The following is a 13,501-nucleotide window of genomic DNA, read 5'->3' on the forward strand; positions in this document are numbered from 1 at the left end:
GGGACGCGGAGCGTCCCGGGCTGCATTCCCACGCGGAGCGTGGGAACGATCAGCGTGGGAACGATCATTAGCACCAAACCAAGAACAATAAGATTGGGAGCCCGCCATGTCGGTCGATCCGCAACACCTGCTGCGCGAGCTGTTTGCCACAGCCATCGACGCAGCCCATCCGCAGCAAGTCCTCGAAGCCTATCTGCCGAAAGATCGCAGCGGTCGCGTGATCGTGATCGGTGCCGGTAAAGCCGCAGCCGCCATGGCCCAAGTGGTCGAGCGCTGCTGGCAGGGCGAAGTCTCGGGCCTGGTGGTGACCCGCTACGGCCACGGCGCCCCGTGCGAAAAAATCGAAGTGGTCGAAGCCGCGCACCCGGTGCCGGATGCGGCCGGTCTTGCCGTCGCCAAACGGGTGTTGGACCTGGTCAGCAACCTGACCGAAGACGACCGTGTGATCTTCCTGCTCTCCGGCGGTGGCTCGGCACTGCTCGCCCTTCCGGCGGCAGGCATTACCCTCGCGGACAAGCAATCGATCAACAAAGCCCTGCTCAAATCCGGCGCGACCATCGGCGAGATGAACTGCGTGCGCAAGCACCTCTCGGCGATCAAGGGCGGGCGCCTGGGCAAGGCTTGCTGGCCGGCGACTGTTTATACCTACGCGATTTCCGATGTGCCGGGCGACCTCGCCACCGTCATCGCCTCCGGCCCGACCGTGGCCGACCCGAGCACCTCCGCCGAAGCCCTGGCGATTCTCAAGCGCTACGACATCGACGTCCCGGTGTCCGTGCGCACCTGGCTGCAAAGCCCCGAATCGGAAACCGTCAAACCCGGCGACCCGAGCCTGGCCCGCAGTCATTTCCAATTGATCGCCCGCCCCCAGCAATCCCTGGAAGCGGCGGCGGTGAAGTGCCGCCAGGCCGGTTTCAGCCCGCTGATCCTCGGTGACCTGGAAGGCGAATCCCGGGAAGTGGCCAAGGTCCACGCCGGCATCGCGCGGCAGATCGTTTTGCATGGCCAGCCATTGGCGGCGCCGTGCGTGATTCTGTCCGGCGGCGAAACCACGGTCACCGTGCGCGGCAATGGTCGCGGCGGGCGCAACGCCGAGTTCCTGTTGAGCCTGACCGACAGCCTCAAAGGCCTCCCTGGCGTGTACGCCCTGGCCGGTGACACCGATGGCATCGACGGCTCCGAAGACAACGCCGGCGCGATCATGACCCCGGACAGCTATGCCCGCGCGGTTGCCCTCGGTTTGAGTGCCAGCGACGAGCTGGACAACAACAATGGCTACGGCTATTTCGAGGCGCTGGACGCCCTGATCGTCACCGAGCCGACCCGCACCAACGTCAACGACTTCCGCGCGATCCTGATTCTCGAGAGCACAAAAAATGACGCCTGATAAAAAGGTCAAAATCCTCGCCACCCTCGGCCCGGCCACCGACGGCATCGATGACATTCGTGAACTGGTGCAGGCCGGGGTGAATATCTTCCGCCTGAATTTCAGCCACGGCGATCACGCCGACCATGCCCAGCGCTATCAGTGGATTCGTGAAGTCGAGCGTCAGTTGAATTACCCGTTGGGGATTCTGATGGACCTGCAAGGCCCGAAACTGCGGGTCGGCAAGTTTGCCGAGGGCAAGGTGCAACTGCATCGCGGCCAGGCCCTGCGCCTGGACCTCGATCCGACCCCGGGCGATCAACGCCGGGTCAACCTGCCGCACCCGGAAATCATCGCCGCCCTTGAGCCGGGGATGGACCTGCTGCTGGACGACGGCAAACTGCGCCTGCGGGTCGTCACCCAGTACTCCGACGCGATCGATACCACGGTGCTGAATGGCGGTGAATTGTCGGATCGCAAAGGCGTGAACGTGCCGCAAGCGGTGCTCGACTTGAGCCCGCTGACTGCCAAGGATCGTCGCGATTTGAGTTTCGGTCTGGAGCTGGGCGTGGACTGGGTGGCGCTGTCGTTTGTGCAGCGCCCGGAGGACATCCGCGAAGCCCGTGCGCTGATCGGCGACAAGGCGTTCTTGATGGCGAAGATCGAGAAACCGTCGGCGGTCACTCAACTGCGGGAAATCGCCGAATTGAGCGACGCGATCATGGTCGCTCGCGGGGATCTGGGCGTGGAAGTGCCGGCCGAAAGCGTGCCGCAGATTCAGAAAAACATCATCAGCATTTGCCGTCAGCTCGGTAAGCCGGTGGTGGTGGCGACGCAGATGCTGGAGTCGATGCGCTTCTCCCCGGCCCCGACCCGCGCCGAAGTCACCGACGTCGCCAACGCCGTGGCTGAAGGCGCGGATGCGGTGATGCTGTCGGCGGAAACCGCGTCCGGCGAGTACCCGCTGGAGGCGGTGCAGATGATGAGCAAGATCATCCGCCAGGTGGAAAACGGCCCGGACTATCAGACGCAACTGGACGTCAGCCGGCCGAAGGCTGAAGCCACGGTTTCCGATGCCATCAGCTGTGCGATTCGTCGCATCAGCAACGTGCTGCCGGTGGCGGTGCTGGTGAACTACAGCGAGTCCGGGACTTCGAGCCTGCGGGCGGCGCGGGAGCGGCCGACGGTGCCGATCCTCAACCTGACGCCCAACCTGCAAACCGCGCGCCGCTTGACCGTGGCCTGGGGCGTGCACTCGGTGGTCAATGATCGGCTGCGCCAGGTGGATGAGGTGTGTTCGACGGCGCTGGAGATTGCCCAGGCCCAAGGCATGGCGCAGCGCGGGGATACGTTGTTGATCACCGCGGGTGTGCCGTTTGGGCAGCCGGGGTCGACTAATTCGTTGCGTATCGAGACGTTGATTTAACCCACACGATGATCGTTCCCATGCTCTGCGTGGGAATGCAGCCCGGGACGCTCTGCGTCCCAAGAGCAGACGCAGAGCGTCCATTGAGGCATTCCCACGCAGAGCGTGGGAACGATCGGTACTAAGACCCTTATCATGCCTGCCAACCACTTCAACACCCACTGCCCCGACTGGGCCACGGCCCTGCTCAACGGCTTCAGTCAGATCTTCCTCCAGCGCCATCCGCTGTGCGGTCTGCTGTGTCTGTTGGCGATTCTTTTTACCGCACCCGCGCTGCTCGGCGGTGCGCTGCTGGGCGGGGTCGCCGGGTTGCTTACCGCGCAACGTCGCGGCTATGCCAAGGCTGATCGTCAGGCCGGGCTGTTCAGCTATAACGGCGTTCTGCTTGGCGTGCTGCTGAGCCTGTATTTCCCCTGGTCCGCGATGTTGCCCCTGCTAATCATTGCCTGCGGCGGTCTGAGCGCGATGATTACGCAGCAGTGGCTCAAACGCGCGCGGGTCAGCCAATATCTGCCGGCCTACACCACCCCCTTTGTGGGAATGAGCTGGTTGTTGCTGTGCTTCGCCACACCGTCGACCACGGCGCATTTGATCGAAATCAACACGCTGAACATGCTCGTGGCGCCCCTCAAAGGCCTCGGCCAGGTGATGTTCCTTGGTCATCCACTGGCCGGCGCGATGATTGCCATGGGTTTGCTGATCGCTGATCGCCGCGCCTTCTGCTGGGCGTTGCTGGCGTCCGTCGCCGGCATGGGCTGGAGCCTGCTGCACCACGACTTCTATAGCGCATTGCTCGGGCTCGGGAGCTATAACGCCGTACTCGCCGCCCTCGCCTTCAGTTCGCAGCGCCAGCGGTCGTGGCTGCCTGTGCTCGGTATTGCGTCAGCGCTGTGGCTGACGCCGGTGTTTGCCGCCATCGGTCTGCCCACGCTGACCGCGCCGTTCATCCTCGCCTGCTGGCTGGTCCGCGCCGCCACTCAAAAGCTCGGCAAAGCCACAGTCGCCCTTGAGCCTTGCGCTCCTGGGGAGAATCAACCTAGGCTTCGCTGATTCTCGGTTCAGGCGTTATCCATGGACATCAGCAAAAACTGGCGTGAAGAGCTTTACGTCATGGTTTTCCAGAGCGACACCAAGGCTGGGCGGCGCTTCGACGGCATCTTGCTGTTGATCATCCTCGCCAGCATCGTGATCGTGATGCTCGACAGTATCGACGCGATCCACCAGAACTACGCCGACGTGCTGGCGTACATCGAGTGGGGCTTCACGGTTATTTTCGCCATCGAATACGGCCTGCGCCTGTACTGCTCGCCCAAGCCGTTGCGCTATGCGTTCAGCTTCTATGGCTTGGTGGATTTGCTGGCGATTGTGCCCGGCATTCTCGCGCTGTATTACGCCGATGCGCAGTACCTGCTGATCATCCGGATCATTCGGATGTTGCGGATTTTCCGCGTACTCAAGCTCAGCCCCTACCTCAAGCAAGCCAACTATCTGATGTCGGCGCTGCGCGGCAGCAAGCAGAAGATCGTGGTGTTCCTGGTCAGCGTCTGCACCCTGGTGACGGTGTTCGGCACGTTGATGTATGTGATCGAAGGCCCGGAACACGGCTTCACCAGCATTCCCAAAGGCATCTATTGGGCTATCGTGACGCTGACCACCGTGGGCTTCGGCGACATCGTGCCCAAGACCCCGCTGGGCCAGGTGATTTCGTCGCTGGTGATGATCACCGGTTACTCGATCATCGCCGTACCGACGGGGATTTTCACCGCCGAACTGGCCAACGCCATGCGCGGTGAACAACTGCAACACGACTGCCCGGTGTGCAAGAAAAACAGCCACGAACATGGCGCGGCGTTTTGCTCGCGGTGTGGCAATCAGCTGTTTAAGAAAATGGAATAAGCAAAGTGCTTTTTAATCTTTAAAGGCCTATGCAAGCCCGGCTATAGTCGCTGGCAAATGGCCTCACTTTTAATAAGAACATCTATTTAGAACAAGGAATGCGCAGTGAAAAAACTCTTTGGCGCCTCACTTCTGGCCGCAGGCCTGGCCCTGACCAGCGTGGCTCAGGCCGCACCGACCCTGCTCAACGTTTCCTACGACGTGATGCGCGATTTCTATAAGGACTACAACACTGCGTTCCAGAAACACTGGCAAGCCGAGCACAACGAAAACATCACCCTGCAGATGTCCTTCGGCGGCTCCAGCAAACAGGCGCGTTCGGTGATCGACGGCCTGCCGGCTGACGTCATCACCATGAACATGGCCACCGACATCAACGCCCTGGCGGACAACGGCAAACTGATCCCGGACAACTGGGTCACGCGCCTGCCGAACAACAGCGCGCCGTTCACCTCGGCCACCGTCTTCATCGTGCGCAAAGGCAACCCGAAAGCCCTGAAAGACTGGCCCGACCTGCTCAAGGACGGCGTCCAGGTGATCGTGCCCAACCCGAAAACCTCGGGCAACGGCCGCTACACCTACCTCTCGGCCTGGGGCTATGTGCTGAAAAACGGCGGCGACGAAAACAAGGCCAAAGCCTTCGTCGGCAAACTGTTCAAACAAGCGCCGGTACTCGATACCGGTGGCCGCGCCGCCACCACCACCTTCATGACCAACCAGATCGGCGACGTGCTGGTGACCTTCGAGAACGAAGCGGAAATGATTGCCCGCGAGTTTGGTCGCGACCAGTTTGAAGTGATCTACCCGAGCGTTTCGGCTGAGGCGGAGCCGCCGGTGTCTGTCGTCGATAAAGTCGTCGACAAGAAAGGCTCTCGCGCCGCGGCTGAGGAATACCTGAAGTACCTGTGGTCGCCGGAAGGCCAGGAGATTGCGGCGGCTAACTACCTGCGTCCGCGGGACCCGGCGGTGTTGGCCAAGTACACCGATCGCTTCCCGAAGGTTGATTTCCTCTCGGTAGAGAAGACCTTTGGCGACTGGCGCACCGTGCAAAAGACCCACTTCAATGATGGCGGGATCTTTGATCAGATTTATACGCAGTAAGGCCTAGGCAACCATGAAAAAGGCGACCTGCAGAGGTCGCCTTTTTTGTGCTCGCTGTATCACCCAAACCCACGGCACGACGGCGATCCCCCGTTGATCGTTCCCACGCTCTGTGTGGGAATGCAGCCCGGGACGCTCCGCGTCCCAAGCGGACGCGGAGCGTCCATTGAGGCATTCCCACGCGGAACATGGGAACGAACGGTTGGGGTCATTACATCGGCGGGGCCACGCCATCCTTGCCGGCGGAGATGGATTGCGCCGTCAGCGTCCCGTCCGCGCTCTGGGTCACGAACGTCACGATCTTCACTCCGACCTTGAGCAGGCTGCGATCCCCCGGCATCAGGTTCACGATCGGCACGTCCTCCGGCACCAGAATCTTCTGCTGGCCGCCTTTGTAATTAACGGTCAGGGTCCTGCCGTTGCTGACCACCAGATCACCCACGCTGCCATTGGTCATGCTGCTGCCCTTGGCCAAGTCGAAGGGCCGATGGCCGTCGCCGCTGCCGGCCAGTTCCGGCGGAAAGACGTGGACTTCCAGAGCCTTGAGCGTGCCGTCATCCTGGGGAATCGCCGCCGAGCCGATGTAGCTGCCGGGTTTGATGTCTTCGATATTGGCCAGGGTGACCGCGCGGACTTTGGTGTCCTGGGTCAGTTTGATCACCACGTTTTCGCCGCTGTTGGCATGGACCTTCAAGCTGTCGGCGCTGACCCCGGTGATCTCGCCGCGCACGCCGATGCGCGTGCCCGGCGCTTCGGCCGCCATGGCGGTGGTTGCCGTGAACAAGCTGATCAAGGTAACCACCGATGCACCGCGAATCAGGTGACGAAACATCGCATTCATGGAAGTGCCTTCCTGTTATGAAACGTGAAGAGAGAACATAAGCACGCTATCGAACAAGATGTAAGTGAATGTATCATCAGACCTCAATGTTTTGACGACAGGTCCACCGCTGGACAGCACATGCGTCCATCACTCATTCCGCAATGGAATGATTACTATCACTCCAACCTCTCTTCCGCCGTATGGGTCAGCCCTTTAGCCTTCGCGCATTCCTCCTGTTTAGCGAGACACGTTATGAACCCAGCAACTCAGACGCCCCACGGCGCCGTGACAATGACCAAAGGCATGGTGATGTTGTTCGCCTTCTGCTGCGGCGCCATTGTCGCCAACATCTACTATGCCCAACCGATCATCGGCCTGATCGCACCGGACATCGGCCTGACCAGCACCATGGCCAGTTTCATCGTTTCGCTGACCCAGATCGGCTATGCGCTGGGCCTGTTTTTCCTGGTGCCGCTGGGTGATCTGCTGGAGAACCGCAAGCTGATGATCATCACCACTCTGGTGGCGATTGCCAGCCTGCTCGGCGCGGCGTTTACCGATCAGCCGAATGTGTTCCTGCTGATCTCGTTGCTGGTGGGTTTCAGTTCGGTGTCGGTGCAGATCCTTATTCCATTGGCCGCCCATCTGGCGCCGGAAGAATCCCGCGGCCGGGTGGTCGGCGGGATCATGGGCGGTTTGCTGCTGGGTATCCTGCTGGCGCGGCCAGTGTCCAGCGTGGTGGCGGACCACTTCGGCTGGCGGGCGATGTTCATGATTGCGGCGGCGTTGATGGCGGCGATCAGCATCGTGCTGGCGTTGACAATCCCCAAGCGTCAGCCTGATCACAGTGCCTCTTATGGCCAGTTGCTTGGCTCGTTGTGGACGTTGCTGCGTCAACAACCGGTGCTGCGCCAGCGTGCGTTCTACCAGGGTTGCATGTTCGCCACCTTCAGCCTGTTCTGGACCGCCGTACCGCTGGAACTGGCGCGCAATCATGGCCTGAGCCAGACCCAGATCGCGATCTTCGCCCTGGTCGGTGCCATCGGTGCCATCGCCGCGCCCATCGCCGGTCGCCTGGCCGATGCCGGCCACACACGCATCGCCTCGCTGCTGGCCCTGGTGTTCGCCAGCCTGAGCTTCCTGCCGGCGTTCATCCACCCGATCTACAGCGTGATCGGCCTGGCCGTCACCGGCGTGGTGCTCGATTTCTGCGTACAAATGAACATGGTCCTCGGCCAACGCGCGGTCTACGCCCTCGACGCCAAAAGCCGCAGCCGCTTGAATGCGCTGTACATGACCAGCATCTTCATCGGCGGCGCGTTTGGTTCGTCGGTGGCCAGTGCGGTGTATGAACACGGCGGCTGGTTGTGGATCGTGATTGTGGGCAGTGCGTTTCCGCTGTTGGCGTTGGTGCGGTTTTTGAGTGTTTCGCGCGTCGCAGAGCCCGTGACGGCCTGATCGAGACCGCTATCGACGCAGCGGGCGTGGGTGTTTATCCTCACGCCCACTCAGGTGCTTGCAATCATCGAGGCACACATGGAGCTGCCGCCGAACAGCGCAATCAAGGAAGATTTCCCCCTCATGTCTTCAAAAAACCCTGAGCGTCTGCGACGCCAGCGCAAGGCGTTGCGCGATAAAGAACGCAAAGCCAACCCTCCTCCCGTGGCTGAAACCGACTTCACGCAAGTTATCGCCGAACTGAAGGAAGAACAGCGAACCCGGCACGAGAGTCGTTTTGCCACCAACTTTGTGGTGTGGACGCTGGCAGTGGTGTTCTACGCCATCGTCATGCTGGTGATGATCTACAACCCGGGAATCTGGCTTGGTAACCAGAGCTGGGCCTGGAAGATTGGCAAATACTTTCTGCCGATGATGACCTGGCCTTATCTGCTGAACTTGTTGTTTTCCGGAGTTGGGGTGGTGCGCGCCTGGGGCCTGTCCGTTCTCGCCAGTTGCATATGGTGGTTCGGCTGCCTGTTTCTGCAGTTCGGCGAGAAGGCGGTGGTGATGTACAACGAAGCGTCGCCACCGCAGACCGTTACAGCGTGCATAGACTCCATCAGGAGAACCTATTCCTTCGACTTTATGAGCACCCGGCAAAGGAACAAGCCAACCCCGGGTATCCCCTACACAACCTTTCGCCTCAGCCCTCAGAACAGCAGCATCAGCCCGCTCACCAGTGCAGACACACGGGGACATGTTGACGAGTCCTACACCGGCGAAGTTGAAATAGCCCTGAGTCAAAGTGCACTGGGAACGTCAATCAGGGAGCTCATCAGCCACCATGGCATGACTGACCTTTGCAGACCTCCCGATCAAGCGCGATGACACGTTGATCGCTTACGGGCATGCCCTTCGCCGGCTTGCCCGTGAACATGTTGTTTCATTCAATGCCGAACCAATTTTTCCATCGCCGCATCCGCCAAAAAGGAGGAGCGGCTTTTGACGTTATGTTCCCGCACATAGCGGTCGATACGCTGGATGACATAGCCGGGCAATGTCACGTTGACCTTCTCGGTTTTGCCCATGTAAGGCGCAATGTCCAGTTCCAGCATTCCCCAGCCCATATCGGCAAACTCGGGATTGCCACGGTGTGCGGCCGCTGAAGTCGGCATAGGAATCGGCTCTCCGTCAGCCGCAATTTCCTGCAGCATTATGTGAGCAACCTCGATTGCAGCGTTATAGGCGTCTTCAAACGTATCCCCGGCAGTGACAGCGCCCGGAATATCGGGGATCTGAATACCGATGGCGGTGTTCTCGTCGCCCCACTCGATACAGATGGGATATTGCATTATGGATCTCCTGTGTAACTGGCAGGCGGGCAATACAGCCCGGCTCGCCTCCTGATGCTTTTAACCGTCCCGATCGGTAAATCCTTTTTCGGGTGCGGGACGGGGATCGTGTATGGGTTGTAACGGTGAATGAAGATGTGATGACTGCCGGTGACCCGGTCCAGTGTCCAGCCCGCCTCCTCCAGCTCCTTGATCAATAGCCTGCTTTGCACCACCAGCCTCCTTGCTCCGGCCAAACAAAAGTAACTCTAGAGTTATCTTTATTCAAGCATGAAAACTGGAAGCACGACGTTCGGTTGTTTTACAGCGTGTGATTCGAGACACGACATTCCCCCCAAGAATGAATCCTATGCCCCCCACCCACGTTCCCCGCGGCCCCGTCCAAGGTCACCATTGATCCCAGCCAACCGGCTTCCTCTTCAAGGATTACGATCATGACCCTGCAAGCAAAACTCGATGCGTTCAAAGCTGACTTCAAGGCCGGTAAACCGCCTTACAACGCCCCGGCTGAAATCCACCCGATCATGGAGCGCGCCACTGCGCAATTGATTGCGTCCGGCGCGGCCGGCAAAGCCCTGAAGGTCGGGGATAAGGCGCCGTTGTTTACGCTCAAGGACCCCGACGGCAACCCTGTGTCCTCCGCCGATCTGCTGGCCAAGGGTCCGTTGGTGCTGACGTTCTATCGCGGTGTCTGGTGCCCGTACTGCAACATGGAGCTGCAAGCCGTGCAGGCGTTCCTGCCGACGTTGCAGGAATTGGGGGCGAACCTGGTGGCGATCTCGCCGCAGATCGCCGCCAACAGCCGCAAATCGGTGCGCATCAACGGGTTGGAGTTCCCGATCCTGAGCGACACTCACAACGAGGTAGCGCAGGCTTTCGGTCTGCGTTTCGCGTTGCCGGATTACCTGGTCGAGTTGTACAAAAACCTGCGCAACGACCTGCCCACCTTCAACGATGACCCGTCCTGGACCCTGCCGATGCCGGCGCGTTATGTGATCGGTCAGGATGGCGTGATCCGTTACGCCGAGGTCAACCCGGATTACACTCAGCGGCCAGAGCCTGAAGCGATGCTGGATGCGCTTCGCGGCTGAACCGATCAAGTGCCGCGTTACCCGCGGCACATCCTGATAGGAGTTGTCATGACCCGACGTACATTTCTCATCACCGGCGCCAGCAAAGGCATTGGTCGTGCCGTGGCCGAGCACTTGGACCGAGCGGGTCATCGCGTGGTCGGGATTGCCCGGACACCCGACCTGTCGTTTCCCGGCACGCTGTTTCCACTCGACCTGAGCGACAGGACGCTGACCCGGGAAGTATTGGCTGATCTGGCCAGCCAGTACGAGTTCGATGGGCTGGTGAACAACGTCGGCCTGGTCCGACCGCAGGTGTTGGGCGAAATCGACCTCGACACCTTTGACGACGTGATGCGGGTCAATCTGCACTCAGCCCTGCAAACAACCCAGACGTTGCTGCCGAACATGCGCGCCAAAGGCTGGGGCCGAGTGGTGAATATTTCCAGCCTGACGGTGCTCGGGATCACCCAGCGCACGGCGTATGCGGCGGCGAAAGCGGCGCTGGTCAGCTTCACCCGATCCTGGGCGCTGGAACTGGCGCAAACCGGGATCACGGTCAACGCCGTGGCCCCCGGCCCGACGGAAACGGAACTGTTCCGAGAGAACAATCCGATTGGCAGCGAAGGTGAAGCGCGTTATCTGGCTAGCGTACCGATGGGCCGGTTGGGACAACCGGAAGAAATCGCTTCGGCGATTGCCTTTCTGTTGTCCGAGCAGAGCGGGTTCATTACCGGGCAGACACTGTTTGTCGATGGTGGTGCTTCGGTGGGTAAAGCGGCGTTTTGATGGGTTTTTTCAGACCACATAAATCCCCTATGGGAGCGGGCTTGCTCGCGAAGGCGGCGTGTCAGTCGATATCAATGTTGCTGATACATCGCTTTCGCGAGCAAGCCCGCTCCCACAGGGGGATCTCGGCAAGTCACCACATTTGCACAAGGACTCAAGATGGATCGCCTCGGCGCAATGGAAACCTTCGTCTATGTGGTGGAAACCGGTTCGTTTTCCGCAGCGGCCCGGCGTCTGAATATCGGCCAGCCCGCCGTGTCGAAAACCATCGCGCAACTGGAAACCCGGCTCGCCGTGCGCCTGTTATTGCGCTCGACCCGTGGCCTGACGCCCACCGAAGCCGGGCTGGCTTTCTTCGACCGGGCCAAACGCGCCATCGAAGAAGCCAACGAGGCTGACAACGCGGCCCGCGGTGCCGCCGGCGGCCTCACCGGCAACCTGCGGATCTGCGCCGCCGTGACCTTCGGCCGGTTGCACATCGTCCCGCATCTGGGGCAGTTTCTCGAACAGAACCCTGAATTGAACATCGACCTGATGCTCGATGACCGCAATATCAATCTGGTGGAAGAAGGCGTCGATGTCGCCCTGCGCATGGGCGCTCAGAGCGACTCCGGCCTCACCGCCCGCAAGATCGCCGAGTGCCGGCGCGTGGTGCTAGGCACGCCGCAGTATTTCCAAAAACACGGCAAACCGGCCTGCCCTGCCGATCTGACTAAACATCAAGCCGTTGTTTACAGTTTGGGCGGCGGCGCGAATTGGCCGTTCAAGCAAGGCGACGAAGAACACCCGGTGATCATCAGCGGCCGCATCCGCGTCAACGCCGCCGAAGGCCTGCGTGAGTCGGTGCTGGCTCATTTGGGGCTGACCATGGCGTCCGAGTGGATGTTCGCCCCGGAACTGGCCAGCGGCGCGGTGGTGGAAGTGATGAGCGATTGGACCTTGCCGAATCAGGACCTGTGGGCGGTGTTTCCGACGGGGAGAATGGCCAGTGCCAAGGCTCGGGCGTTTGCTGATTACGTTCAGGCGTTGATGGCAAAAGAGTCTTAAACAAGACTCCAGTTTCGTTTGTTGCGATTTTCGTTTGATTCGAATAGCCTCTCCAACATCGCTACTTTGAATGTTGGAAACCATCATGTCTTTAGTCATCCATCCCCCGATCAACCTGCCCATGGCGCGCGAAGTCCAGGCTGCTATCGAAGGCCAGCGCGCCCTCACCGCCTACCTCGCCACTCAATTCGAAACCCAGCGCATCCAGATTTTCGACGAGCAGAACGAGGCCCACAGCGTCGAACTTCCCACGTCGGCACTGCGCTTGCTGGTCGATATCCTGGCGGCATTGGCAGAAGGCAATGCCGTCAAAGTCGTCCCGGTGCACGCCGAACTGACCACCCAGGAAGCGGCGGACCTGCTCAATGTCTCACGCCCGCACCTCATTAAACTGCTGGAATCCGGCGAGTTGTCCTACCACAAAACAGGCAAGCACCGACGTGTGCGCTTTGCCGATTTGATGGAATATAAAAATCGGCGCGACACCGCCAGCGAGCAGGCAATGACGCTTCTCGCCGAGCAAGCACAAGCGTTAAGGACAGGATACGAGTGAGGCACTCCCCGTTTACCGCTGTATATGACGCATGTGTTTTGTACCCTGCCCCTTTGAGAGATTTCCTGATGTGGCTCGCGCTATCAGGACGTTTCCGGGCGCGGTGGTCATTGGAGATACACAACGAATGGAAACGAAATCTGCTGAAGAACCGTCCAGACCTGACAGCCGAACAACTGGATCGAACCTCCGAACTGATGGATCACGCCATCCCCGACGCCTGTGTCACGGGTTACGAAAACCTCGTTGAAGGGTTAATGCTGCCAGACATGAATGACCGCCATGTGCTGGCGGCGGCCATTCGCTGCAATGCCAGCGTTATCGTGACTTTTAACAAGAAAGACTTCCCATGCACATTGCTGGAGCCTTTTGGTCTGGAGGCACAGCATCCTGACGAGTTCGTCGATGACCTGTTTGATCTAGACCCGGCAGCGGTTGTCTGCGCGGCACAACGACAACGCAAGCAGCTCAAGATGCCGCCGATGGATGTCGGAACGTACCTTGACCTTCTGTTACGCCAAGGTTTGGTCCGCTCGGTTGAAGCGCTGACTGGTTACCGCGCCATTCTTTAAGCATGATCAAAAGATCGCAGCCTTCGCCAGCTCCTGCAAAAGCCGAGTACACCGGCAGATCATCGT

The 13,501-nt window shown here is 60.1% G+C and carries 15 protein-coding genes; 12 read left to right on the forward strand and 3 right to left on the reverse strand.

Features of this window, described 5'->3' with window-relative positions; translation table 11 throughout:
• The first annotated feature begins 106 nt into the window (after window positions 1-106).
• The 5 genes from ACZ89E_RS14275 (at window position 107) to ACZ89E_RS14295 (ending at window position 5,789) form a co-directional block, all read left to right on the forward strand.
• A complete protein-coding gene (locus ACZ89E_RS14275; protein WP_476255903.1) occupies window positions 107-1,387 on the forward strand; it encodes a glycerate kinase type-2 family protein in 1,281 nt (426 codons plus the stop codon).
• Window positions 1,377-2,792, forward strand: a complete 1,416-nt coding sequence (gene pyk / locus ACZ89E_RS14280; RefSeq protein WP_149656986.1) for a pyruvate kinase — start codon at window positions 1,377-1,379, stop codon at window positions 2,790-2,792. Before ACZ89E_RS14275 ends, pyk begins: the two co-directional genes overlap by 11 nt.
• Window positions 2,793-2,927: 135 nt before the next feature.
• Window positions 2,928-3,842, forward strand: coding sequence for an urea transporter (locus ACZ89E_RS14285; RefSeq protein WP_149656987.1), 915 nt, complete (start codon window positions 2,928-2,930; stop codon window positions 3,840-3,842).
• Between the two features lie 21 nt (window positions 3,843-3,863).
• A complete protein-coding gene (locus tag ACZ89E_RS14290) occupies window positions 3,864-4,688 on the forward strand; it encodes an ion transporter (protein ID WP_149656988.1) in 825 nt (274 codons plus the stop codon).
• 105 nt (window positions 4,689-4,793) lie between these two features.
• Window positions 4,794-5,789, forward strand: coding sequence for a sulfate ABC transporter substrate-binding protein (locus ACZ89E_RS14295; protein WP_476255904.1), 996 nt, complete (start codon window positions 4,794-4,796; stop codon window positions 5,787-5,789).
• Window positions 5,790-6,000: 211 nt separating this feature from the next.
• Here the strand turns inward: ACZ89E_RS14295 and ACZ89E_RS14300 are convergent, their stop codons facing one another.
• On the reverse strand, window positions 6,001-6,630 hold the full coding sequence (locus ACZ89E_RS14300) for a DUF5666 domain-containing protein (protein ID WP_178128976.1): 630 nt from the start codon (window positions 6,628-6,630) through the stop codon (window positions 6,001-6,003).
• Between the two features lie 234 nt (window positions 6,631-6,864).
• On the opposite strand from ACZ89E_RS14300, the gene ACZ89E_RS14305 reads away from it, so the two are divergent.
• Together ACZ89E_RS14305 and ACZ89E_RS14310 are read left to right on the forward strand one after the other, a co-directional pair.
• On the forward strand, window positions 6,865-8,070 hold the full coding sequence (locus tag ACZ89E_RS14305; RefSeq protein WP_149656990.1) for an MFS transporter: 1,206 nt from the start codon (window positions 6,865-6,867) through the stop codon (window positions 8,068-8,070).
• 78 nt (window positions 8,071-8,148) lie between these two features.
• Window positions 8,149-8,940 (forward strand): hypothetical protein, encoded by a 792-nt coding sequence (locus ACZ89E_RS14310; RefSeq protein WP_476255905.1) that lies wholly within the window; start codon window positions 8,149-8,151, stop codon window positions 8,938-8,940.
• A gap of 59 nt (window positions 8,941-8,999) precedes the next feature.
• On the opposite strand, the gene ACZ89E_RS14315 is transcribed toward ACZ89E_RS14310, so the two are convergent.
• Window positions 9,000-9,404, reverse strand: coding sequence for a type II toxin-antitoxin system HicB family antitoxin (locus ACZ89E_RS14315; RefSeq protein ID WP_476255906.1), 405 nt, complete (start codon window positions 9,402-9,404; stop codon window positions 9,000-9,002).
• Complete coding sequence (locus tag ACZ89E_RS14320) at window positions 9,404-9,616, reverse strand: type II toxin-antitoxin system HicA family toxin (RefSeq protein ID WP_149656993.1); 213 nt, start codon at window positions 9,614-9,616, stop codon at window positions 9,404-9,406. The genes ACZ89E_RS14315 and ACZ89E_RS14320 overlap by 1 nt, the downstream gene beginning before the upstream one ends.
• 222 nt (window positions 9,617-9,838) lie before the next feature.
• On the opposite strand from ACZ89E_RS14320, the gene ACZ89E_RS14325 reads away from it, so the two are divergent.
• The 5 genes from ACZ89E_RS14325 to ACZ89E_RS14345 all read left to right on the forward strand — a co-directional run bounded on the left by ACZ89E_RS14325 (window position 9,839) and on the right by ACZ89E_RS14345 (window position 13,435).
• Window positions 9,839-10,495, forward strand: a complete 657-nt coding sequence (locus ACZ89E_RS14325) for a peroxiredoxin-like family protein (RefSeq protein ID WP_476255907.1) — start codon at window positions 9,839-9,841, stop codon at window positions 10,493-10,495.
• A gap of 48 nt (window positions 10,496-10,543) precedes the next feature.
• Window positions 10,544-11,263 carry an SDR family oxidoreductase gene (locus ACZ89E_RS14330; RefSeq protein WP_149656995.1) on the forward strand — a complete coding sequence of 240 codons (720 nt, stop codon included), beginning with the start codon at window positions 10,544-10,546 and terminating at the stop codon, window positions 11,261-11,263.
• Window positions 11,264-11,422: 159 nt separating this feature from the next.
• Window positions 11,423-12,310 (forward strand): LysR family transcriptional regulator, encoded by an 888-nt coding sequence (locus ACZ89E_RS14335; protein ID WP_476255908.1) that lies wholly within the window; start codon window positions 11,423-11,425, stop codon window positions 12,308-12,310.
• An 85-nt stretch (window positions 12,311-12,395) separates the two neighbouring features.
• Window positions 12,396-12,863: a helix-turn-helix domain-containing protein gene (locus tag ACZ89E_RS14340; protein ID WP_133839097.1), complete on the forward strand. Its 468-nt coding sequence runs from the start codon at window positions 12,396-12,398 to the stop codon at window positions 12,861-12,863.
• The gene (locus ACZ89E_RS14345) at window positions 12,860-13,435 is read left to right on the forward strand and encodes a VapC50 family PIN domain-containing toxin (RefSeq protein ID WP_476255909.1); all 576 of its coding nucleotides are present in this window, start codon (window positions 12,860-12,862) and stop codon (window positions 13,433-13,435) included. Before ACZ89E_RS14340 ends, ACZ89E_RS14345 begins: the two co-directional genes overlap by 4 nt.
• Window positions 13,436-13,501 lie beyond the last annotated feature (66 nt).

Source organism: Pseudomonas sp. TE3899, from assembly GCF_056279105.1.

What these genes read in the sequence shown, in the direction of transcription:
- ACZ89E_RS14335 (WP_476255908.1), top strand. Translation starts at nt 11,423, where the DNA reads ATGGATCGCCTCGGCGCAATGGAAACCTTCGTCTATGTGGTGGAAACC.
- ACZ89E_RS14310 (WP_476255905.1), top strand. Translation starts at nt 8,149, where the DNA reads ATGGAGCTGCCGCCGAACAGCGCAATCAAGGAAGATTTCCCCCTCATG.
- ACZ89E_RS14315 (WP_476255906.1), bottom strand. Translation starts at nt 9,404, where the DNA reads ATGCAATATCCCATCTGTATCGAGTGGGGCGACGAGAACACCGCCATC.
- ACZ89E_RS14340 (WP_133839097.1), top strand. Translation starts at nt 12,396, where the DNA reads ATGTCTTTAGTCATCCATCCCCCGATCAACCTGCCCATGGCGCGCGAA.
- ACZ89E_RS14305 (WP_149656990.1), top strand. Translation starts at nt 6,865, where the DNA reads ATGAACCCAGCAACTCAGACGCCCCACGGCGCCGTGACAATGACCAAA.
- ACZ89E_RS14325 (WP_476255907.1), top strand. Translation starts at nt 9,839, where the DNA reads ATGACCCTGCAAGCAAAACTCGATGCGTTCAAAGCTGACTTCAAGGCC.
- ACZ89E_RS14275 (WP_476255903.1), top strand. Translation starts at nt 107, where the DNA reads ATGTCGGTCGATCCGCAACACCTGCTGCGCGAGCTGTTTGCCACAGCC.
- ACZ89E_RS14290 (WP_149656988.1), top strand. Translation starts at nt 3,864, where the DNA reads ATGGACATCAGCAAAAACTGGCGTGAAGAGCTTTACGTCATGGTTTTC.
- pyk (WP_149656986.1), top strand. Translation starts at nt 1,377, where the DNA reads ATGACGCCTGATAAAAAGGTCAAAATCCTCGCCACCCTCGGCCCGGCC.
- ACZ89E_RS14330 (WP_149656995.1), top strand. Translation starts at nt 10,544, where the DNA reads ATGACCCGACGTACATTTCTCATCACCGGCGCCAGCAAAGGCATTGGT.
- ACZ89E_RS14285 (WP_149656987.1), top strand. Translation starts at nt 2,928, where the DNA reads ATGCCTGCCAACCACTTCAACACCCACTGCCCCGACTGGGCCACGGCC.
- ACZ89E_RS14300 (WP_178128976.1), bottom strand. Translation starts at nt 6,630, where the DNA reads ATGAATGCGATGTTTCGTCACCTGATTCGCGGTGCATCGGTGGTTACC.